General features: G+C 34.1%; 21 protein-coding genes and 1 pseudogene. 8 read left to right on the top strand and 14 right to left on the bottom strand.

The genetic code is table 11. The features are described from left to right. Positions 1 to 74 precede the first annotated feature (74 nt). From QM512_RS03045 to QM512_RS03030, 4 genes are all read left to right on the top strand, one after another. The gene (locus QM512_RS03045) at positions 75 to 908 is read left to right on the top strand and encodes a transketolase (protein WP_282806052.1); all 834 of its coding nucleotides are present in this window, start codon (positions 75 to 77) and stop codon (positions 906 to 908) included. Further along, a complete protein-coding gene (locus QM512_RS03040) occupies positions 901 to 1,842 on the top strand; it encodes a transketolase family protein (protein WP_282806051.1) in 942 nt (313 codons plus the stop codon). Before QM512_RS03045 ends, QM512_RS03040 begins: the two co-directional genes overlap by 8 nt. A 9-nt stretch (positions 1,843 to 1,851) precedes the next feature. Beyond that, on the top strand, positions 1,852 to 2,574 hold the full coding sequence (locus tag QM512_RS03035) for an FGGY family carbohydrate kinase (RefSeq protein WP_282806050.1): 723 nt from the start codon (positions 1,852 to 1,854) through the stop codon (positions 2,572 to 2,574). Between the two features lie 83 nt (positions 2,575 to 2,657). Further along, positions 2,658 to 3,302 (top strand): FGGY-family carbohydrate kinase, encoded by a 645-nt coding sequence (locus tag QM512_RS03030; RefSeq protein ID WP_282806049.1) that lies wholly within the window; start codon positions 2,658 to 2,660, stop codon positions 3,300 to 3,302. Between the two features lie 61 nt (positions 3,303 to 3,363). Here the strand turns inward: QM512_RS03030 and QM512_RS03025 are convergent, their stop codons facing one another. From QM512_RS03025 to QM512_RS02995, 8 genes and pseudogenes are all read right to left on the bottom strand, one after another. Then, positions 3,364 to 5,307 carry a M13 family metallopeptidase gene (locus tag QM512_RS03025; protein WP_282806048.1) on the bottom strand — a complete coding sequence of 648 codons (1,944 nt, stop codon included), beginning with the start codon at positions 5,305 to 5,307 and terminating at the stop codon, positions 3,364 to 3,366. Between the two features lie 72 nt (positions 5,308 to 5,379). Next, entirely contained in the window at positions 5,380 to 5,634 is a 255-nt protein-coding gene (locus QM512_RS03020; RefSeq protein ID WP_282806047.1) for a hypothetical protein, read from the bottom strand. Next, positions 5,618 to 5,815, bottom strand: a pseudogene (locus tag QM512_RS10235) (DUF3990 domain-containing protein); the annotation flags it as partial. The pseudogene QM512_RS10235 and the gene QM512_RS03020, both read right to left, overlap by 17 nt. A 13-nt stretch (positions 5,816 to 5,828) precedes the next feature. Continuing rightward, the gene (locus QM512_RS03015) at positions 5,829 to 6,098 is read right to left on the bottom strand and encodes a DUF3990 domain-containing protein (protein WP_282806046.1); all 270 of its coding nucleotides are present in this window, start codon (positions 6,096 to 6,098) and stop codon (positions 5,829 to 5,831) included. A 102-nt stretch (positions 6,099 to 6,200) separates the two neighbouring features. After that, entirely contained in the window at positions 6,201 to 7,226 is a 1,026-nt protein-coding gene (locus QM512_RS03010) for an amidohydrolase family protein (RefSeq protein WP_282806045.1), read from the bottom strand. A 16-nt stretch (positions 7,227 to 7,242) separates the two neighbouring features. Then, positions 7,243 to 9,156 carry a beta-glucoside-specific PTS transporter subunit IIABC gene (locus QM512_RS03005; protein WP_282806044.1) on the bottom strand — a complete coding sequence of 638 codons (1,914 nt, stop codon included), beginning with the start codon at positions 9,154 to 9,156 and terminating at the stop codon, positions 7,243 to 7,245. Positions 9,157 to 9,231: 75 nt separating this feature from the next. After that, the gene (locus QM512_RS03000) at positions 9,232 to 10,482 is read right to left on the bottom strand and encodes a neutral/alkaline non-lysosomal ceramidase N-terminal domain-containing protein (RefSeq protein ID WP_282806043.1); all 1,251 of its coding nucleotides are present in this window, start codon (positions 10,480 to 10,482) and stop codon (positions 9,232 to 9,234) included. After that, positions 10,482 to 11,702 (bottom strand): hypothetical protein, encoded by a 1,221-nt coding sequence (locus QM512_RS02995; protein WP_282806042.1) that lies wholly within the window; start codon positions 11,700 to 11,702, stop codon positions 10,482 to 10,484. Before QM512_RS02995 ends, QM512_RS03000 begins: the two co-directional genes overlap by 1 nt. Before the next feature lie 119 nt (positions 11,703 to 11,821). Between QM512_RS02995 and QM512_RS02990 the strand changes: the two genes are divergently transcribed. After that, entirely contained in the window at positions 11,822 to 12,694 is an 873-nt protein-coding gene (locus QM512_RS02990) for a LysR family transcriptional regulator (RefSeq protein ID WP_282806041.1), read from the top strand. 47 nt (positions 12,695 to 12,741) lie between these two features. Here QM512_RS02990 and QM512_RS02985 read toward each other — a convergent pair whose 3' ends face one another. The 5 genes from QM512_RS02985 to QM512_RS02965 form a co-directional block, all read right to left on the bottom strand. Then, positions 12,742 to 13,707, bottom strand: a complete 966-nt coding sequence (locus tag QM512_RS02985; RefSeq protein ID WP_282806040.1) for an alpha/beta hydrolase fold domain-containing protein — start codon at positions 13,705 to 13,707, stop codon at positions 12,742 to 12,744. A gap of 10 nt (positions 13,708 to 13,717) precedes the next feature. Beyond that, positions 13,718 to 14,152 carry a prenylated flavin chaperone LpdD gene (gene lpdD, locus QM512_RS02980; protein WP_282806039.1) on the bottom strand — a complete coding sequence of 145 codons (435 nt, stop codon included), beginning with the start codon at positions 14,150 to 14,152 and terminating at the stop codon, positions 13,718 to 13,720. Further along, positions 14,145 to 14,714, bottom strand: coding sequence for a UbiX family flavin prenyltransferase (locus QM512_RS02975; RefSeq protein WP_282806038.1), 570 nt, complete (start codon positions 14,712 to 14,714; stop codon positions 14,145 to 14,147). The genes lpdD and QM512_RS02975 overlap by 8 nt, the downstream gene beginning before the upstream one ends. A 12-nt stretch (positions 14,715 to 14,726) precedes the next feature. After that, positions 14,727 to 16,211: a UbiD family decarboxylase gene (locus tag QM512_RS02970; RefSeq protein ID WP_282806037.1), complete on the bottom strand. Its 1,485-nt coding sequence runs from the start codon at positions 16,209 to 16,211 to the stop codon at positions 14,727 to 14,729. Between the two features lie 77 nt (positions 16,212 to 16,288). Then, entirely contained in the window at positions 16,289 to 17,173 is an 885-nt protein-coding gene (locus QM512_RS02965; protein WP_282806036.1) for a LysR family transcriptional regulator, read from the bottom strand. A 112-nt stretch (positions 17,174 to 17,285) separates the two neighbouring features. Here QM512_RS02965 and QM512_RS02960 point away from each other — a divergent pair, with 112 nt between their 5' ends. Beyond that, positions 17,286 to 18,017: a DUF554 domain-containing protein gene (locus QM512_RS02960; protein WP_282806035.1), complete on the top strand. Its 732-nt coding sequence runs from the start codon at positions 17,286 to 17,288 to the stop codon at positions 18,015 to 18,017. 88 nt (positions 18,018 to 18,105) lie between these two features. On the opposite strand, the gene QM512_RS02955 is transcribed toward QM512_RS02960, so the two are convergent. Then, entirely contained in the window at positions 18,106 to 18,768 is a 663-nt protein-coding gene (locus tag QM512_RS02955; RefSeq protein ID WP_282806034.1) for a DNA alkylation repair protein, read from the bottom strand. 61 nt (positions 18,769 to 18,829) lie between these two features. Between QM512_RS02955 and QM512_RS02950 the strand changes: the two genes are divergently transcribed. Both QM512_RS02950 and ppc read left to right on the top strand, forming a co-directional pair. Further along, entirely contained in the window at positions 18,830 to 19,954 is a 1,125-nt protein-coding gene (locus tag QM512_RS02950; RefSeq protein WP_282806033.1) for a glycosyltransferase, read from the top strand. A 66-nt stretch (positions 19,955 to 20,020) separates the two neighbouring features. Beyond that, positions 20,021 to 22,759, top strand: coding sequence for a phosphoenolpyruvate carboxylase (gene ppc / locus QM512_RS02945; RefSeq protein WP_282806032.1), 2,739 nt, complete (start codon positions 20,021 to 20,023; stop codon positions 22,757 to 22,759). Positions 22,760 to 22,933 lie beyond the last annotated feature (174 nt).

Genomic DNA, 22,933 nt, shown 5'->3' with positions numbered 1-22,933 from the left:
GCTACGTTAACTACAAACATGATACTCTCAATTTGTAAGCATTTACAAGATAAAAATATATTGAGGTGTTTTTGATGAATAGTTTAGATTTAAAGAAAAAAGCCGTTCAATTAAGAAAAAGAACCTGGCAATTAATTTATAATCATAAAAATGGTCACACCGGCTCTGACTTATCATGTGCCGATATTTTAGTTGCACTTTACTACGATGTACTTAATCAAACTCCAGAAACTTTTGAGGATCAAAATGCCGATACTTACATTCAAAGTAAAGGACATGCAGTCGAAATTTGGTATGAAATTCTAGCTGATAAAGGATACATTGATCAAGAGGATCTAGATAAACGTTACTCAACTTTTAACAGTCCATATATTGGACACCCAACAACTGACGTTAGAGGAATGGAATTTCACACTGGTTCACTCGGTCACGGTCTTGGATTAGGAGTTGGCGTTGCTTTAGCTACTAAGATGGATCATTCAAAAAAGCGAACTTTTGTCCTAATGGGAGATGGTGAGCAAGCAGAAGGATCTGTTTGGGAAGCAGCAATGGCAGCAAGCAATTATAGTTTAGATAACTTAACCGCGATTGTTGACCACAATGATCTACAAATTACGGGTACGACCGATTCAGTCATGCGTTCAAATCCAATTAGCAATAAGTATCAAGCTTTCGGCTGGGACACAATTGAAGTAAATGGCAATGATATCGATGCCTTAGTAAATATTTTAAATAAACCAAACAATCCAGGTAAACCTCGTGTAATTATTGCAAACACTGTTAAAGGTAAAGGAATTACGGTTGCAGAAAACCGTGCTGATTGGCACCACAAAATTCCAAGTGAAGCTGAATATCAAGAAGGTCTACGCGAATTAGACGCACAATTGGAGGGATTAAACAATGACTAATGAGGAAAAATTAACTGCTAATGCCGTAATTGCAAACACTTTAGATAAAGCAACTAAAACTGATCCAGATCTCTTAGTTGTAACTTGTGACTCACGTGGATCTGCTGGTTTAGTTAATTTCACTAATGCCCATCCAGACCGTACCTTAGAAATGGGTATTGCCGAGCAAAACGCTGTAACTGTTGCTGCTGGAATGGCGCATGCAGGAAAGCATCCCTTTGTCTTCTCTCCTGCTGCCTTTTTAGCAATGCGTTCAATCGAGCAAGTCAAAGTTGATGTTGCATTTAATCAAACTAACGTTAAGTTAATCGGTATTTCTGGTGGTAACTCCTACACTTGGCTTGGTACTACCCATCATTCTTTAAATGATGTTGCCATTACTCGCGCAATTCCTAATCTTGAAGTTTATCAACCATGTGACCAGTATCAGACTAGAGCCTTATTCAACTACCTACTTAAATCGCCGCGTCCAGCTTATGTTCGTGTTGGCAAGCGCAAATTAGATAATGTCTATCATGAAGATTTTGCCTTTACACCCGGTAAGGCTAAAGTTATTCGAAAGAGTCGTGACGTCTGCTTAATTTCAGTTGGTGAAATGCTCTACTTTACTCTTCAAGCAGCTGAAAACTTGGCTAAAGACGGTATTGACGCTGAGGTTGTTGATTTATCTTCAATTAAACCACTAGATACTGAAATGCTTGATCAATTAGCACAAGAATTTGATCAAATTGTTACTGTTGAAGAACATGATGTAATTAACGGTATCGGTAGCGCTGTTGCTAGTGAAGTTGCTAAGTTTGGTCACGCTAAGTTAACGATCCTAGGCTTTCCTGATGAGCCTGCCATTCAAGGCACACAAGATGAAGTCTTCCATTATTACGGCTTAGATAGTGAAGGTATTGAAAAATCTGTTAAAAAAGTTCTCAAAAAATGAGGTCTGATTATGACTGAAAAATATGTTTTAGCAATCGACCAGAGCACTCAAGGCACTAAGGCCATCTTAGTTGACCATCAGAATCAAATATTCTGGAAAGCATCTCTAACTCACAAACAGATCATTAACGAGGACGGCTGGGTTAGTCATGATTTAAATGAAATTCGAGCTAATCTAATTACTTTATTTAAACAAGTTTTGAAAAAAGTAACCGCTGATCAAATAGAATCCTTGGCAATTACCAACCAACGAGAATCTGCCGCTGCCTGGTCTCGTAAAACCGGTGAACCATTGTGCAAGACTATTGTTTGGCAAGATAATCGAGCAGAAAAATTGATTAGCCGTATTTCTTATCCTGAATTAGCAGATAAGGTTAAGAACACAACTGGTTTAGCTCTTTCTCCCTATTTTACTGGAGCTAAATGGGGCTGGATGCTGTTGAATGAACCTAGAGTAGTTCAAGCACAAGCAAATAACGATCTCTGTCTTGGCACAATGGACACTTGGCTGGTTTATCAACTAACAAATGGTCATTCTTTTAAAACAGAACCATCTAACGCTTGCAGAACTCAATTAATGAATATTAAAACTGGTGATTGGGATCAAGAACTAGCTGAAATCTTTGGAATTGATACTAAAAATTTACCAGAGATTGTTGATTCAAATGCGAACTTTGGTGAGACAGACTTATTTGGTCTACTCCCCATAAGATCCCAATCCTTAGTGTTTTAGGTGATTCTCAAGCTGCTTTATTTGCACATGGTTGTTTTGAAACTGGTGATTTTAAGGTTACCTTTGGAACTGGTTCTTCAGTAATGCTAAATATTGGTAAACAACTACCTGATAATCTTAATAATCAGCTGAATACTTCCCTTGCTTGGTCAATTAATGGGCAAAAATTCTATGTTCTTGAAGGTAATATCAATTACGCTGGCGCTTGCGTAACCTGGCTAAAAGATAAGATCCATTTAATCCAAGATCCCTCTGAAACAGCTAATCTAGCTTTAACTGCGAATCCAAATGATCATACATTTTTAATTCCAGCTTTTGCTGGACTCGGCGCTCCTTACTGGCTTCCCGATATGAAAGCTGCGTTTGTCAATATGACAGCTACTACTGGTAAAAAAGAACTAGTGCGAGCAACATTAAACTCTCTTGTTTATCAAATTAATGATATTTTACATGCTTTTCATCAGCTTTCTCCAAAAGTTAACAACGAAATTCACACAGATGGTGGAATGATTAAAAATAAGTATTTAATGCAGTATTTAAGTAACATCACTCAAAAGAATGTTAGAATTGCTAATGTTTCTGAACTTAGTGCATTAGGAAGTGCAATGAATGCTATGCAGCATTTCGATGGGATGCAATATTCAAAAACTTATACTCCTAGAATTAGCAAAAATACAGCCAAAAATTATTCAAGTGAATGGAGTACTTGGATTAAAAAATTAGCTTAATAATAAACAAAAAACGTCTATAATTTTCACTTATAGTGCTAATTATAGACGTTTTATTTAATTACCAAATAGTAATTCTGTCTTCTGGATCAAGCCACATACCATCTTCTGGAGTGACATTATAGGCCTCGTAAAATTCATCTTGATTTTGAGCTGGGATATTAACTCTAGTTGGTTGCGGAGCATGTACATCAGATTGCACTTCAGCAGTAATTGCTTCAGGACGCTGTTTTTGCATCCAACTTTTAGCATACGTCTCAAAAAGATCTTTCATTTCTCCACCCTCGGCCTTGTTAGCCGCAATTGCACAAGAAAGGCCACTCAAGTCAGCAATATTTTCAGAAACAACTTGCTTACCATTTAACTTAGCTGGACCATATTGTAAGCCATCAAAGATATCTGCAACTGCTTTGGTCCGCTTGTTAAATTCCGCAAAATCTTCCTTAGTCCACCAATTTTTCATATTGCCCTTTTCATCGAATTGAGCACCGTTATTATCAAAAGCGTGAGAAACTTCATGACCAATCGTTGCGCCAATTCCTCCATAGTTAGCAGCACGAGACTGTTTTGCATCATAAAATGGAGCCTGTAAAATTCCAGCTGGGAAAGTTAAGTCATTCTTATAAGGGTCATAGCAAGCGTTGTTTAAGTTGCCTGGCATTGCCCAAACACTAAGATCAGGATCTTGATTTAATTTTTGTAAATTATCCTTAGTTCTCGCTTGGTTAATATGTGCTTGATTTTCATATAAGCTCTTATTTAAATCTACTGCTAGACGATCAAAAATAACTTGATTTTTTTCAGGATAACCAACCTTAAGTTTCAAAGCCTTTAACTTTACAAGTGCACCTTTTTTGGTAGATTCAGAAAGCCAAGTATTTGCTTGAATTCTTTGCTCATAGACCTTAAGCATATTTTTAATCATACTAATTACGTCAGCCTTAGCTTTTTCTCCAAAATAAGTCTTACCGTAATAAATACCGACTACTTCATCAAAGGCAGAATTAGCTAAACGATATGCATGTTTAGTTTGATTTGGCATTTCAGGAACTCCATAAACAGCTTGTCTAAATGGAAAAGCTGCTTCTCTAAAAGCTTGAGACAAGTAAGTTGCTGCACTATTGATGAACTTAACAATCATCCAGCCCTTAACTTTTTCAAATTCACTCTCATTCAAGAAGTCATTAATATGATCAAAATAGCGTGGCTCAGCAACAATTACCTTTTCTGGCATTTCAGGCAAAATTTGCTTTAAGAATGAATTGATATCAAATTTATCAAATTTTGCTTCAAAGTCAGGCATGCTAGCTGGATTATAAATCGCCACTTCATCAGCCCATTCTTCAGTTGACTTCAATACTTTTGCCAGCTTTTTATCAAATTTAATACCATTCTTAGCCCAAGTTTTAGCTTCGTCTTCACTTAATCCAGCCATAATAAGCAAGTTTATAGTTTGCTTTTCTAATACAGCAAGTAGCTTTTGGGCATCTGTACTTTCATAGGCGGTCGTATCAGGTAAGAATGTTCCTGGTCCTTCTGCATATAAAGCGTTATGGTCAGTATCTTTCATATCTTCCATTACAAAGATATTGAATGGAAAAGAAAAACTGGTTAAAAATAGTTTTGCGGCTTCTTTATTGAAATCTGTAAAACTATTTAAAGAAGTTAGCTTTTTCAAGTCTTTCTTAATTGGCTCTGCTTGATCCTTATTTCTCTTATCAAAATCAGCTGCCAACTTGTAGTAATGGATTGCTTTATCGAAGTTTGCTACATCAGGAAGAGTTTTTTTGCCACTAACAAAATCTTCAAAGTCCTTCATAAGCTTGTCTTCAATTCGCATGTCTAAAATCAAATTAATTCCGTTTGAAGTTCTATCGGCTGGAATTTTTGCTTTTGAAAGCCATTCAGAGTTAACTGCTAAGTATAAATTATCTTGCGGTCTAGTATTAACATCAGGCTTAGTTAAGTCACCTGCGCCTCCGCGAACGCTGAAGTATCTTCTCATAATTATTTACCCCATTTCTTTAATTAGATAAATGATATCATTATTAAAGAAATTAAGCTAATTTTTATTTTCTTATTCCATCAATAATTGAGTAGTAGAAACTAAACGATGATATTTTTGTTCGTTATGATATAAATCAACAAAATCTTCTGGTCCATCTTCAATAAAAGGATCATTGGAGTATGCCAAATAATTGTATGTTCTTGAATGGATAAAATTGTGTTCTGCATTTTCTAATGAAATTTTTTCTTCTTTTGCTAAAATCTTGCTGACTTCTTGAGTAATAGCCTCAATGTAAAGTGATCTTTCATTATCTATATTTAACACCTTCAAACTTTAATAAATCTATCGCTTGTTTATTTTTAAAAGCCCATTGATCTTTTAGATTATTAGGCGATAATCTTTTAATTGCCTCTTTTAAGCTCAATTCTTTATTTTTATATTTTTTAATCGTGTACCAGGAAAAATTTCCGTCTACTACAGGTCCTATCATAAGGTCACAATTATTTTTCTCATTATTTTTACTGTACTATTATACCCTCCAGCCATTCTTTGTTAGGTTCTTCAAATCGTATAATCTTCAAACTATTAATATCACTTAATGATAAATTAAAAATTGAGACAATAGGATAGCCAATATAATTATTTTTTCTAACTTTATACTGTGCCCAATTCATCGCTTGATTATAGCTTGAAGTTAAACAAAATGCTTTACCAAAATCGTGTTTTCTTTCACTATAATGTAAACTCGGTAATTTAACTTTTACACTACTTCCATGATAGAGTTTCATAACTAACCTCCAATTTAGTTCTCTATCTACAAGTACGCAAAAGCTCCGTAATTTTTTCTTAAATCACAAAAAAGATCAAAGTATAGCTTTGACCTTTCAAAATTATAATTGATAAGCGTTTATCGCATTATCTTCTAAAATTTTATCTTTATATTTTTCCCTTATATTCAAGCTTTTTATCATTGTTGGTCCGTTTATTAACCAAGATTCTTTTACTGGATAAGAAGAACCATAAATAATTTTATTTGCTCCTAAAATTTTAATTGCTACTTCTAAATTATCTGTCCCCCATGGCTGAGCATGTGACATTTCATAATAGATATTTTGATCCATATGTTGCTTTATTGCCTCAGTTTTACTAGTATCAAATCTTCCATTGCCAGAATCATGTGGAAGAAGCATTGTCTTATATGTAAAGTATCCACCGCCTAACATTGAATGAATCAAATGTAAATTTGGGCAATCGTCAAATAATGTACTGTACACTTCCCTACTAATAGCAATTATTTGATCTTCGCATCTACCATATGCCCTTCTAACGTTTTCATAATCTTTAATTGAATTATATTCAATTGGTACAGGAGTATGGTGAATATACACTGGGATGCCAAGCTTATCAACATATTTGAAAAATTCTCTATAAACTGTATTGTCTAAATATCCATCACCATAATGCGTTGACAGCTGCAACCCTTTTAGACCTAATTCATTAATTGCATAATCTAATTCTTTTAAATTTTCTTCAGTTGGGTAAGGTGGAACTACTGCTAAACCTACCATTCTCCCCTGACTATTTTTAACAAATTTAGCAAGTAATCGATTATAAACTTTGCATAAGTCCAGGCTAAGCCACTCTTGACAACCAGGCATCTTCAAAATTGCTTTTTTAACCTTAGCTTTATTTAAATGAGCTATCATATAATTTAAGGCATAATCTTTCTCAAAATAGTCAAGACTAGGTTGACCAATTGGCTGCTCAATCACAATCTTATGAAGATCATTATCATCATTCTCAACTATAGCTTTTACATCCTTACCTGTATTAACCTCAGACAAAAATTGCTCTAAATATCCATCTTCACTAAAAAATTCTTTTGGTAACCAATATACATTAGCATCAATAATCATTATTGTGCCTCCAAATTTAATCTAAACTTACTTTCAATATTTCATTTTCGGGATTAACAGGTCCCATCTCATTTGGAGTGACACTCTTCAGATTATCTGTTTTAGTAATAATTACCATAACAGTTGGATCATATCCTGCTTCCTTAATTTTTTCTAAATCAAAATCAACTAATAATTGTCCTCTCTTAACTTTCATTCCTTGATTTACATGACTATGGAAATACTTTCCATTCAAATTAACTGTATCTATTCCAATGTGAATTAAAAGCTCTTCACCGTTTTCACCAGCAATTCCAATCGCATGCCCCGTCTTATAAGCTACGCGTACAATCCCATTTACAGGAGAATAAATTTTTCCCTCTGTTGGTGTAATTGCAATACCGTCTCCCATAGTTAAACTAGAAAATACTTTATCATTAACTGACGTTAAATCTTTGGCAACTCCTTTACATGGAGCATAGACTTCGGCAACTTTACTTTTCTTTTCATCAGCTTTAGTAGAAATAGCTTCAATCGAACCTTTTTTATCACCAATAACTAAAGCAGTGATTAAAGAGAAGAAGAAGGCAACTACCCCACTTAAACATAAACAGATAAATCCAGTATCAACTCCTTTAGGATTGATAAAACAAGGCAATCCTAAAATACCATTAGCACCGAAAGAATATAACTTTGCACCACCAAAACCTGCGATTGCGCCACCAATTCCAGCGCCCAAAAATGAAGTAAGCATAACCCATTTACGTGGTACTAATACCCCGTACAAGGCAGGTTCACTTACACCAAAGAACGAAGAAACTGCAGCTGCAATTGACATTGTACGAGTATCTTTATTCTTAGTACGAATAGCAATACCTAATGTAGAACCTAAAACAGCCAATGCACCAGCGAAAATTAAAGGATTGATCACATCATATCCATACTTTGCTACATCGATTGCGAAAAACGGAATAACTGCCCAATGCAAACCAAACATAACTAAGATACTCCAGCTTGCACCAAGGAAGAATCCAGTTAATCCTTTACTAATTCCAACAAGCCAAATTACGAAACCACTTAACATATTTTGTAAAATCATCGCAACCGGACCGATAACAAGTAATCCCAAAATTCCAGCAACCATAATTGTCAAAAATGGCACAAATACCATCTTGATGACATCAGGAATTACTTTCTTAAAATAGCGGTAAATATAACCTGCAACCCACATTAGAATAATCGCTGGAATAACTGAACTAGAATAATTTTGTAAAGCAATTGGGATACCGAAGAATGTATCCTTATAATGTAATGCAAAAATACTGCCTGCAAAAATAGTCTTTAAACCTTTAGCACCAGCAGCTGCAATAATGGTTGGATAAATCAAAATTGCTCCTAAAATGATGCCATAAGATACAGGCAATTTAAATTTTTTAGCTGCACTCCAGCCAATAATTACTGGGAAGAAATAGAATACTGAGTCGCCCAAAGCGTTTAAAATCATATAAGTTCCGTCTGTTGGAGAAATCACATGCGTAACTTGCAGAATCGAAAGAACCGCTTTGATCATACCTGCACCGCACAACAAGCCTAAAATTGGTGCAAAAATAGTAGAAATTAATCCTAATGCTTTATTAAACCATCCCTTATTTTCGTTAGAATTTTGATTGTGTGAATTTGCACCTGCGCCAATTACACTTTCAGGAAACTTACCTGCATCAATAATTGCATCGTAAACTTTTTCAACACTTGGTCCAATTACGACTTGATATTGCCCGCCTTGTTTAACAAGCTGCAGTACACCGTTTAGACTTTGGATTGCTTTATCATTTGCTTTTCCTTCATCTTTTAAAACGAATCTAACTCTTGTAACACAATGAGTTATACTTGCGACATTTTCTGGGCCACCAACATCTTTTAAGATTTCTTTTCCTAATGCTTGATAATCCATTTTTTTTACCCTCTAAATCAATTAATTATTAATCTATTGATTGACTTTTAGAGAGTCCCAATCACGACTCATGATTTAATTACAATTCTCTGCATATTCATCTAGCAAGTGACTAGCATTTACAAATTTTGCGATAATTTCTTCGAAGGTTCCTGCTGGCACGGGATTGCCAATGCTTTCAAAGGATAGACCATAATCTTGAGCTTGCATAAAGTAATAATGAAAACCGTTAGAATATCCCGCTATTAAAACAGTTTTATTAGTAGAAGCCCGCAGAACTTTTGCACCTGCTGATGCAAGTTCACCAGGAAATACGAATATTCTTAACTCGCCAATATCAATAATTTCCATTTGCAAGATATCGTGAAATTGTGGTTGTTTTAACTGACTTTCACATTTTTCTATTACATTTTGAACATTTTGGGAACCAACAGATTTCTCTGGATGTGCCTTCATACTTGCAATCAGCTCTCTTAATGAAGCATCATATGTTTTCTTATCATTAATAATTTCTTGAGCCAAAGTAAGCGAATGAATTTTGCCATGATCAACATCTACAACTTTATTAGCATTAATCTGGCTGATCTTATCCGCTAAACCAACTGAAACTCGCTCCAATTCTTTAAAGTCTCTTCCTTGTCGTTGGTATCGATTGCTTGAATCGCCAGCACATCCGATTAGCATTAATGGATAAAATCCCCACTTCTTTTTCAATTGTGTGCAAACATTTCCAGCTAAATCAGCAGTAAGATATCTATTTGAGGATCCTAAAACTGTTGAATGAACGGCCAAATTAACTATTCCTGCTATAGGTTTGTCGTTATACATAAATTTGATAACAGAAACAATGTTGTCCGATAGTTTTCCCTTATGATCACGATTACCGTAATAACCTAATACTAAATCCTGTCCATACTCTACTTTAACTGGCACAAGATTTTTTAAACATTGTTCATAGGCTCGCACAAAGCTCGCAACAAAGAAATCATAATATTTTTGCGAAAACTTTCCATATTCCCATGTGCGATGATAATCTCTTACAGAATGATGATCATGTGTCACTCCAATAATTATATTTTCCATTGGCAGATCATATTTTTTACTTAGTATTTGCTTAATATCTGCTGCTACAATATCCTCTATCTCTAACAAATCACCAGTTGCAATAAAACATTCCTCACCTTTTTCGTTATGGAATAAAATTGCATTGATATAGATATGATCATGAATTCCAGCAGCTGGCTGATTTCTTAAATCCGTCTTATAACCTAATAGATAAAATTCTCCTTTAGGAGTTATATCAACTCTTCCATGTCCTACTAACATTAGTTTTCTCCTTTCCAATATTCATTTACTTTTGTAAAGGCTTTTAACATTTCCTGATCAGCATCTTTTCCAATTGAAGTATTCATAGCTTGATAAGTAACGCGGTCAAAGTCTTTTTTCTCAGGTAAATATTTTCTTGCTCCATCAACCAGCGTTACAATCATTACTTTTTCTTTTCTTAGTAGAGCAGAAATTTTGGCTGCAAATTCACTATTTAGCTCTGGTTGTGTTCCTAAAATTAAACAATCCCCTATTTGTATTCCTTTTATGTCAACTAGCACTTTTGAAGTTGTTTTTTCAAATTCATATTTATGTGTTGGCTTTATTTCAAAAGTACCAAGTTTTTGAACTTGAGCTGGTAATTTACACTTAAGCGTAAAAGTGTTAATCAACGACTTATCTTTAAATCTCAAACTATTAATTCCTTGTAAGAGAACTTGGGTTAGAACTTGACCCTGGCTCACTACTAATGCTTGATTTTTATTAAATGAATTAGTAGCTTTTCCCTTAAATAAAGGCATTTGATCACCTGCTGCCCCAATTAAAGGGATAGAAACATTTTTTAAACTCTCTTCAACATGCATTGATGCATATCCAAAAATATCACTAGAGATTACTCTTTTCCCATTATCATCACAAATGTGATCTAAAACACTTGGCTGAATGTCATAGTTATAAAGTAGATTTGTCCTTCCACTTTTATCTTGTAGGCCAATTATACGAACTTTATGATTACTGTATTCTGTAAAATTACGACCAAGCCACCAACCTTTTTGGGTTTCAATATTTCTATTAACGTTCAAGGGACAAAATATTTCATTCCATCCAACTTGCACGTCTTGATAATCCTGTTTTGCTTCTGCAATAGCTTTTTCTATACTTTCAACTATTTTCTTAAAAAAACTATCATAGATCTTTTGATCTTTTTCTGTTTTTATTTCATGTTTTAAATGCGGTGCTGAAAAAGTATGAGTTACTGTTACCCAAATATTTTCTTTAGGAATCTTAAGTAATTTATTTGCCTCTTTCTTTATTTTTTTGACATCCCTATCAGTCAAAGACGTCATATCAATTGAAAGTATTACGCATTTGTTTTCTTTTTCACCCAAGATTGCTACTCTTGTTGTCAAAGGTTGTATTATTGATTCAAATTCTCTAATAGGTAAGTCTTTCTGAGTAATATGTAGTTCTGCTTTTCCAAAACCTGCTTTTAATTCCATATTCACGCCTCCACCTCCTTAAGCGCTTTCACTCTTCACTATTAATTCTAATTAATAGATGTATTGACTCGCAATTCTAATTAGGAATACACTGTTTCTAGATAAGAATAGAGGTAAAAATGAAATTACAATACATTAATGAATTTCTAGCTCTAGCTAGATATAAAAACTTTTCAGATGCGGCTAATTCTCTCTACATGTCTCAATCATCTATTTCAAAAAAACTTAAAAAAATTGAAGAAGATTTAAATGTAAAACTATTCAATCGAACTAGTCAGGGAATTTCTCTAACTTCTTATGGAAAAATCTATTTGAAGTATGCCTTACAAATAAAAGATCTTGAGAGTCGGTGTGACAATACTATCCGTGATACACAAAATATAGCTCCTAAACTTAGGATCGGAACAATTCCTTCTGCCAAAGAATATAATATTTTAAATACAATCTTTGATTTTATGAGATATTCAAAGATTAACTGTAAAATTGAAAACAATACTAGTAGTCAACTAGAAAAGAAATTGCTTAATAACGAACTAGATATTGCCTTTATCAAAAATCCGGAAAGCCAAAAATTTACTATGTTCCCTTATTGCCAAGATAAATTAGTTGCAGTTTTGCCAGCTAATCATTTTTTAGCAAATAAAGATCAAATAAATTTAACTGACTTAAAGAATGAAGATTTTATCTTGGAGCCTATTAATTCTCGACCATATCAACTATGTATTAATTTATGTCAAAAAAATGGCTTTACTCCTAATGTAATATATGCAGATCGCTATATTGAAAATATTCTAGAATTTGTTCAAAAAGGAATCGGAATTTCGCTTTTGATGAGCAAATTAATTCCAGAAAATTTTTCTGGAGTAAAAACAGTCCCCATTACACCTAGTACTTACGCTAAGATAGAAATTTGCTTTCTGAATAATCATTCTAAGATATCAGAAAAAGAGAATTTCATTAAATTTATAGACGAAAAGAGCAGTAAGAAATAATTCTTACTGCTTTTTCCACATCTTTAATTTGTATTATTATTGCATTTTTATTCAAAACTCCTTCGAATAAAATCAATCACAATCTTTCTTATCTCAGACGTATAAAATTTACCCGAAGCATGGTCACAATTTTCAATTTTATAAAATCTTACTTTTTTACTATTTTTCTTTAATACCTCATACAACAAGCAACTTTGTTCAAAAGGTACAAATCTATCTTTATCACCATGCATTATTAAAAACGGCGGTATATGAATATTATTTTTAATATAAGTAGTCGGATTAGCTTTTTGGACTAATTTGAGATTTTTGTAAACATTCCTTGTACCTAAAAATTCTCCTTCTAAGCTGTGAGCAGTTACGTGATCCTGAGTGGATATAACTTTATTCATGCGACTAATATCAGTAGGACCATAAAAATCAACGCAAGCTTTAAAAGACAATGGTTCAACCAAAATATCCTCGTCACTAAAGAACTGATTATTCTCAGTCACACTAGCTAAACTTACGGTATGACCACCTGATGAGTCGCCCCACGCAATATATTTTTTAGGATCAATATGATAAGTATTAGCATGATTTAGCATATAACGAGTTGCAGTATTCAAATCACGCACTTGTACTGGAAAAGCCCATTTAGGTGCATATCTGTATTCTACCATTGCTACTACAAAACCATTTTTAGCTACTTCAATCATATCAGCTAAATGCTCATTAACATTTTGTTTATGGAAAGCAGAACCCTGCACCCACATAATTAATGGGTAAATTGCCCTATCCTTTTCTAATGCCGGAACAATAATATTCAAATGTAAATCCATACCATCTTTTTGAGCATATACTACATTTAAATTCACTGATGGAACTTTGTTTGTTTCTTCAATATCTAAAATTTTCATTCCCTCTGGATGTAAATCAGAAACAGGGAATTCATCAAAAGTCATCGTCTGTGGTTCTACATAATCATGTGGCATTTGAGCCACTACTTTTGAATTTAAAAACTTCTTAGCCATCTGAATTCCTCTAGTCTATTAACTTGCCATTCTTATCGCGTTTCAAATGAGTAGTGTACTTAGGAATCTTAGCCGTTTTGATTTTTTGATCAACCCAATTTAAAACTTGCTCACCTAATTCATCACACATTACAAAAGAAGCATCAATTTGTTCTTTCGTAATTCCATCAATATGAATACCAGCAGTCACGCATAAATTTCCAGACAAATCAGAAATAATCTTTTGGGCAAAGCTCTCTGCCAGAAAAACATCTTTGTGTTTTCTCCCATCGTGACTCGCAAAATAAACTTTTTCTATTTTTTTAGTTTTAAAATCATAAGTCACTACTCCACCGAGATGTGGTACATCTCCACCAGTTAAAGTAACTACCATGTCGCTATTCATTAATTCAACATGTGCGTTAATGCTATAGCCAAACTTATTTACTGAAAATTTTTTATGCATCTTCTCCGCTCCAGCGCTCGCCTACTTTATTTTTAATTCCTAAACTATCCAAAACTTTCATTGTTTGATGATCGATGATATCTTGAATCGTTTTTGGATGATCATAAAAAGACGGAATAGGTGGAATAATGTGAACACCCAATTTAGCTAACTTAGTTAGATTTTCTAGGTGAATTGGCGATAGTGGCGTTTCTCTTGGAACCAAGATTAATTTACGTTGCTCTTTAAGCATGACACTTGCAGCGCGCATAATTAAGTCTTCGTCAAAACCAATACTAATCCCGGCAACAGTCTTCATACTAGCCGGTGCAATAACCATGCTATCAACTCTGAAAGAACCACTAGCAATCGCAGCTCCTAAATTTTGATTATCATATACAAAATCTGCTAAATTTTCTACTTCAGCTACGGAATAGTTAGTTTCGAGTTTAATATTTTCTTTGGCCCAATTGCTCATCACTAAATGAGTTTCAAAATTAGTTACTTTACTCAACTTTTCTAGTAAATCAATGCCATAAATACTACCTGATGCACCAGAAATTCCAACTACTATCTTTTTCAAAACTAATCAACCCTATTTCAAATACTTTTCCCAATCAGGGATTTCTTTAAACTTGGCGCGAATAAATTGATCTTTCATGTCAAATGGTACTGTTCCATCGACAATAGTCTTAGAACTCATTCCCTTAACACGAATTGATTTTGGATCATATTGTGGGCGCTCGCTTGGATCAAGCGGATGGTTACGCATCCCTGGAATACAAATAAAATCTTGATCTGCTTGAAAGCGAGTATTCATTGTCCAAACCACATCATTCATATCAAAAATATCAACGTCTTCATCAACTAACCAAACTGTCTTCAATTCCTTGAATGCACCAAAAGCCAAAATTGCAGCTTGTCTTTGAATTCCCTCATCTGCTGGATTATCTTTATGAATTTGCATAATGGTCATTAATTTACCACCACCTGCAGGAGGATTGTAAACATTAACGACTTTTCCTGGAATAGCTTTATCAACTAATTCTAAAATTGAAGCTTCTGTTGGAATACCAGCCATTGAAACATGTTCTTCGCTTGGTCCAATAACAGATTGCATAATTGGATTGTCTTTTCGGTGAGTAACTGCGGTAATTTTTACTACATTAACAGCTGGATTAGCTGGTCCGTTATATCCTGGAAATTCTGGCATAGCAAAACCAGAATTAGTGTTAATATCTTCTTTAATCGTTTCATTAGGCATAATATAGCCTTCAAGAACATATTCACTTCTAGCTAAAGCAGATTCATCGACTGAAACACCATCAACTAATTGAACTGGTTCTTGTCTTAAAGCTCCAGCAACGTCTAGCTCATCATAGCCTAATGGCGTTGTAGGAGGTTCAAAAGTTGCTCCAATTGTAACAGCTGGATCAAGACCAATATTAATTGTAATTGGCATAGGCTTATTTAATTTTTCAAATTCCTTTTGAAAATGTCCAATATGACGCCCGCCAGGCATAATATACATTCCAAGCGTATCTTTATCTTCTAATACCATCCGGTGAATTGTTACATCGGTCATTGTTTTATCTGGATTTGAGCCTTTCACTAGACCACAAGTAATGTAGGGACCAGCATCATATTCAGTATTAGTTGGAGCTGGAACTAATTTTCTAATATCAAAATCAGGATCACTCGCTAAATGAACAACTTCTTGAGCAGGAGCATCTTTTTTATCAACTTTGATTGGATGAACTGGATTTTCAACTGCATCTTTTAAGAAACGCCCCAAAGTCTTATAGTCATGATGCAAAATTCGACCATCTCGTTTGCGGCTTGCCATTAAGCCAATTAATACTCGAGTATTAGGAAAACCTTTTAAATTATTGAACATCATTGCAGGCCCTTCTTTTGTTGGTCTTTCAACGGTGCCCCCTGCTCCAATGTAGCGATAAACACCAGAAATTTCTGCGTCTGGATCAATTTCAATATTTGTTTCATGATAATCTTCTGGGTTATCTTTAATTTCACGTAATACTTTTCTTAAATCCCAAGGATCTTTAGGTAATTTCGTCATCTCAACAATCTCCTTTTACTTAGCTTTACATCTATCATACGAGCCAAATAAAAGTTTTATCAATTCTATCTATTACCTCAACTATTCCAATTTGGCATTTCAAATTGCTTTAAATAATTCCAAAAGTCATTTTCAATTTTAGAGTGTTTTCCCTTATTACGAATAAATAGTAAAGTACCAGTAGCTGTAGGTTTAATTGGAACAAATGATAATTCAGGATTATTTGTTTTAGGGTGCATTAAAATAGCTACGCCTTGATTATTCTCTACCATTTGGAAAATTGAACTCATTCGATCACTTACAAAAGAGACTTTTGGATCAAAGCCAGCTATTCGACACAAATTAATTACTGGCTCATACAACAAACTATTTTTCGCTAGCATAATAAAATTTTCGTTTTTAAGATCAGCTAGCTCTATTTCTCTTTTATTTGCCAGTGGATGTTCTTTATTTAAGCAAACAGTAAAGGATTCTTGAGCAATAACAATTTTTTCAAAATCAAGCTTTTCAAGAGCCATTGTCCTAATGAAAGCCAGATCGATTTGCTTTTGCTTCAAAGTATTTATTAATTGATTAGTTTCAATTTCTTGTAAAGCAATACTAATATCTGACTTAACTTTTTGATAAGCCATTGTTTGCTTAAAAATATCATAGTTTGCAAAAGTAGGAATAATTCCTAACTTTATCTGTCCACTATTGGTGTTTTTAAACTCACTCGTCTCTTTACTGATCCAATCAGAAAGCAATACGATTTTTTCTGCATTAGGCAAAATAAGTTTCCCATAATCTGACAAGACAACTTTTTTATTGCTTCGATTAAACAAAGTTTCTCCTAATTCTTTCTCAAGTCCCTTAATTTGTTTAGAAATCGTGCTTTGACTAGTATAAAGGTTTTCTGCCGTTTCCGAAAAACTCAGCGTTTTTGCCAAATCGACAAAAGCACGCAATTTATTAATTTCCATAAGTTAAACCTCAACTATTCCAATTTGGCATTATTAAACCGCAATTTAGAATTGAGATCAAGTTATTGTAATTTTTATAATTAACCTGATTTGATAAGAAAGAGGTTCAACTATGCCAATCGGAGTTATCGTTAATGCTTCATCAGTTTTATTAGGAGGAATTTTTGGTGGATTCTTTGGTAATAAATTGTCTGAAGATTTCAAAGAAAAATTAAATATGATCTTCGGGGCCTGTTCAATGGGAATGGGCATTTTCTCAATTGCACCAATGAAATATATGCCTGCCGTTATTTTTGCTGTCATTCTTGGAACAATTGTTGGTCTTGCGATTCATTTAGGAAAAATTTTTAATCAAGGTGCTCTTTTAATGCAGCGACCTATTGCACGCATGATTCCGACAGAAAATTTATCCATTTCAAAAGATGAATTCACGAGTTTAATGGTTACTGCCACAGTTCTTTTCTGCGCAAGTGGAACAGGTATTTATGGTTCACTTGATGAAGGTATGTCTGGAGATATTACTATCTTAGTTTCAAAATCAATTCTAGACTTTTTCACTGCAGCAATTTTTGCAGCAAGCTTAGGCTACGCAGTTTCAATCATTGCTATTCCGCAGTTTATTATTTTCTTTATTCTTTTCTTACTTGCTCGTTTTATATTGCCATTCACAACTCCATCAATGATTTCAGATTTTAAAGCTTGCGGTGGTTTTCTTATGTTAGCAACAGGCTTTAGAATGGTAAAGCTTAAGATGTTTCCAATAGCGGAAATGATCCCAGCTATGATTTTAGTCATGCCCTTATCTTGGCTTTGGTCAGATGTGATTTTAAAACTTATTCACTAAACACAAAAGAACCGTATGCATCTTCAACATGCACACGGTTCTTTTTTAATCTACTGACTTCAATGCTTGATCAAATTACTTCTAAACTTCATGATAAATACTTGCTTCCTTCTTTAATTGAAAGAGTTGCCATCTCAGTATGATGCTTGCTAATAAAATGTTTCACCCAGTCTGGATTAGTTTTAGAATAATCGCGTAATGCCCAACCAATTGCCTTATTAATAAAGAATTCTGAACTACCTAAATTATTTTCTAAAATTGCATTTAGTAATTCAATGTTCATTTTATCTTTTCGCAAAAGCTGATGTTCGATCGCTACTCTTCTGACCCAGAAGTCGTCATCCTTTGACCAAGCTAGCATTAAATCATTTACTCGATCATCCCTTAAACCTATTTTTCCAATTGGCTTAATTAAACTATCAATTGTATCCCACCACTGTTTAGACTTTACATAATTTGAAATATGGTCAATATCTTCAAATGTGAGATATTTCTCTAATGCAATTAGATAATCGCAAACAAAATATTGAGCTTCACGATGTTCATCTCCCCATGCTTGATCTAAAAAATCCCAATCAATTTTTTTATTTGCTTTTTCTAACTTAATAAGATCATGATAACTTCTTCTACGTTCTGGAGACTTCAAACCAAAAAACTTGAACTTATTTCTCAAATAGCTTTCCATTTGACTAGCTATTTCTGAATTGCTATTCTCAATTAACCTTTGTCTTAACTCTTGATACTTGCTCATTTCTTTCCCTTCAGTTTCCTTACTTGTTAAAATAAATCTAGTATTAGAGAGGATGATAATCATGAAAATTTTAATTGTCATCGATGATTATTTCAATAAAAGCAATGGCATGTCAATTTCTACACAACGCTTTGTTAAACAATTCCAAAAAATGGGGCACGAAGTACGTGTTCTAGCTTCGATCGCTGGTGGAGAGCCTGACTATCCACTTCCAATAATGACTATTCCAATTTTTAAAAACATAATTGCTAAAGAAGGATTTCATTTTGCTAAACCTGAAAAGAAAACCATTGAAAAAGCTGTTAAATGGGCTGATCTAGTACACTTGGAAGACCCTTTCCCAGTTTGCGCTTGTGCAGGTAAAATTGCTAAACGAGTCAAGAAGCCAATTACTGGTACTTTTCACCTTTATCCTGAAAATTTAACTGCTTCTGTTCCTATCTTAGATCACCCTAACATCAACTCTACTTTCATGAAGCTTTTTCGTGATACTACCTTTAATTATTGCAATTACTTGCAGTGTCCAACAGCTAAAGTCAAACAAAGATTGCAAAATTATCATTTCAAATCTAAGCTAATAACTATTTCAAACGGCATTAGTGATTATTACTTACAAGATAATCAGCAAGATCTAAAAAATGATTCCTTCACGATTCTTTCGATTGGACGCTTTTCTAATGAAAAAGATCAAAAGACCCTGATTAAAGCTATTTCACTCAGCAAATATAAAAACAAAATTCATCTCATCCTAGCAGGTAAAGGTCCACTAAAGTCTGAATATATTGAACTTTGCCGCAAGTTAAAAATTAATGCCCAGCTTGCTTTTTATAGCAGAGATGAACTAAAACAAGTAATGAAACAATCAAATATTGTTGTTCATTGCGCTAATGTCGAAGTAGAAGGAATGGCTTGTATGGAAGCTTTCGCAACTGGCTGTGTTCCAGTAATTGCAGAAAGTCCACTTTCTTCGACTAGTGCCTATGCTTTAAGTTCTCAAAATCGTTTTCCAGCCGGCAGTAAACAAATTTTAGCGCAGAAAATTGATTACTGGATTACTCACTCTCAAGACTTAAAAACAATGAGTTCAAATTATCAAAATTATGCTAAATCACTTTCGATTGAAAACTCGGCCACCAAGGTTTTAGCAATGTTTGAAAAAGCTCAAAAAAATTATGTTTCAAACTAATATTCAAACATAAGAATCTGTGATATCCTTATGTTAAATCTTTCACAAAAAGGAGGAAACTTTTTAATGTCCATCAAGAAGTTAGAAAATAGTAGCGACCACGCTATGGTTGCTGAAGAGGTTAAAATTTTAACCAACTTGCTTAACGAAAGTACGCGTCAGTTGAGTGGCGATGTTGTTTTTAACAAGATTCAAGACTTAATCAAAATCTCTGCTCAAAAAGACTATGATGCTCTTGAAACACAAATTGCTAGTTTAACTAATCAAGAGATGATTGTTGTTGCCCGCTACTTTGCGACGCTACCCTTGTTAGTTAATATTTCTGAAGATGTAGAATTAGCAAGCGAAGTTAACTTACTCAATAATACTGATCAAGACTATCTTGGCAAGCTTGAAGATACAATTGATTTAGTTGCACAAAAAGAAAATGCTAGTGAAATCTTAAAGCACGTTAATGTTGTACCTGTTTTAACTGCTCACCCAACTCAAGTTCAAAGAAAAACTGTTCTTGAATTAACTGATCAGATCCATGGCTTATTACGTAGCTATCGTGAAGTTAAAAGTGGAACTATCAATCAGGCTGAATGGACTGAAAAGCTCCGTGCCTATATTGAAATTTTGATGCAGACAGATATTATCCGTAGTCATAAATTGCAAGTTTCTAACGAAATTACTAATGTTTTAGCCTACTATCCTAAGGCTTTAATTCCAGCAATTACTAAGTTCACAGCTCGTTATCAAGAATTAGCTAAGAAGCATAAATTAGATCTTAAAGGTGCAACTCCAATTACTATGGGAATGTGGATCGGCGGAGACCGAGATGGTAACCCCTATGTAACTGCTGATACTTTAGAGTTAAGTGCAAGTTTACAAAGCCAGGTAATTTTTGAATATTACATCAAAAAGCTAAACAAGCTTTATCGTACTATTTCAATGTCAACTTCTTATATGAAGACCTCCTCAGCGGTTGAAAAGCTTTCAGAGCTCTCAAATGACGATTCACCATTTAGAACTAATGAGCCATACCGTCGTGCATTCTACTATATTGAGAGCCGTTTACTTCATACTGAATACACTCTTTTAGGGACAGCTGATAAAAATAGTTTTGTTAAAAAACGTGACCTAGAAAACTTAGACAAAATTCCGGTTTACAAGAATCCCCAAGATTTCAAATCAGATTTAATTACGATCAAAGAATCCCTTGAGCAAGATCACGACCAGGCAGTCATCAGAAGTTTCTTCACTGAACTTTTAGAAGCAATCGATATTTTTGGATTCCATTTGGCAACAATTGATATGCGTCAAGACTCTAGCGTAAACGAAGCATGTGTTGCAGAATTACTCAAGAGTGCTGGTATCTGCGATAACTACAGCGAATTATCAGAAAAAGATAAGATTCAAGTTCTACTTAAAGAGCTAAATGACGATCCACGTAATCTTCATGCCAATAACAAGCTTAAGTCTGACCTACTTCAAAAAGAATTAAAGATCTATAAGACCGCACGTCAACTTAAAGACCGAATTGGTGAAGATGTAATTAAGCAACATATTATTTCTCATACAGAGAGTGTTTCCGACCTTTTAGAGCAAGCAATTATGCTCAAAGAATACGATCTCTTAGATAATCAAGGAGCTCGTATTCAAGTGGTTCCATTATTTGAAACAGTTGAAGACTTAGAGAACTCTCGTGAAATCATGAAAGAGTTTTTAAACTTAGATATTGTTAAAAAGTGGCTTGCTTCTCAAAATAATTACCAAGAAATCATGCTTGGCTACTCCGACTCTAACAAAGATGGCGGCTACTTAGCTTCCTGCTGGAACCTTTACAAGGCACAAAAAGATTTAACAGCAATGGGCAAAAAACTAGGCGTTAACATTACCTTCATGCACGGACGTGGTGGAACTGTTGGCCGTGGCGGTGGTCCTTCATATGAAGCTATTACTGCCCAACCTTTCGGCTCAATCAATGACCGAATTCGAATGACTGAACAAGGCGAAATCATTCAAAATAAATATGGTAATCAAGACACTGCCTACTACAACTTAGAAATGCTTGCTTCAGCAACAATCGACCGAATTGTTTCTAAACAAATCGTAAGCGAAGATGACATTGGCGGATTCCGTGATTCAATGGATAAGATTGTACTTGATAGCAATAAAGTTTACCGTAAATTAGTTTTTGAAACGCCTGCCTTTCTTGACTACTTCTTGCAAGCTACCCCAATTAAGCAAATTTCTAACTTAAATATTGGTTCTCGTCCAGCTGCAAGAAAGAAAATCACTGACTTCTCTGGTTTAAGAGCTATTCCTTGGGTATTCTCCTGGTCACAAAGTAGAATTATGTTCCCAGGTTGGTATGGAGTTGGATCTGCCTTTAAGCACTTTATCGATGCAGATTCTCATAATTTAGAAACTTTGCAAAAGATGTATCAAGGCTGGCCATTCTTCCATTCCCTACTTTCTAACGTTGATATGGTTTTATCAAAATCTAACATGGATATTGCTAAACAATATGCGAACTTATGTGAGGATGAAGATACTAAGAAGGTCTTTGACACTATCTACCAAGAATGGAAGCTCACTAAAGAAGTAATTCTTCAAATTGAAGGTAACAAAGAATTACTAGCTGATAATCCAAGTCTAAAGATGAGCTTAAATTACCGGATGCCATATTTTAATATTCTTAACTACATTCAAATTGAGATGATTAAACGAGATCGTGTAGATGAAATTGCTGGTGTTTACGAAAGCATCTTACCAATTACTATTAATGGGGTAACTTCTGGCTTACGTAATTCGGGATAGTTCATAAATTCAATAAATATGAAAAAGAGACATGTAACAAAAAAGGCAGTTACATGTCTCTTTTAAATCCAAATAAAATCATTCGTAACAATCAATTACGTATACCACATCAGATTTTTACCTAATTTTATTTCTAAATAGTATACTTATATTAACTATTTAGAAAGCGAGAAT

Source organism: Lactobacillus isalae, from assembly GCF_947539375.1.
Lineage (GTDB): Bacteria > Bacillota > Bacilli > Lactobacillales > Lactobacillaceae > Lactobacillus > Lactobacillus isalae.
The sequence above is the reverse complement of the archived record's forward strand: the minus strand, read 5'-3'. Positions and strand labels throughout refer to the sequence as shown.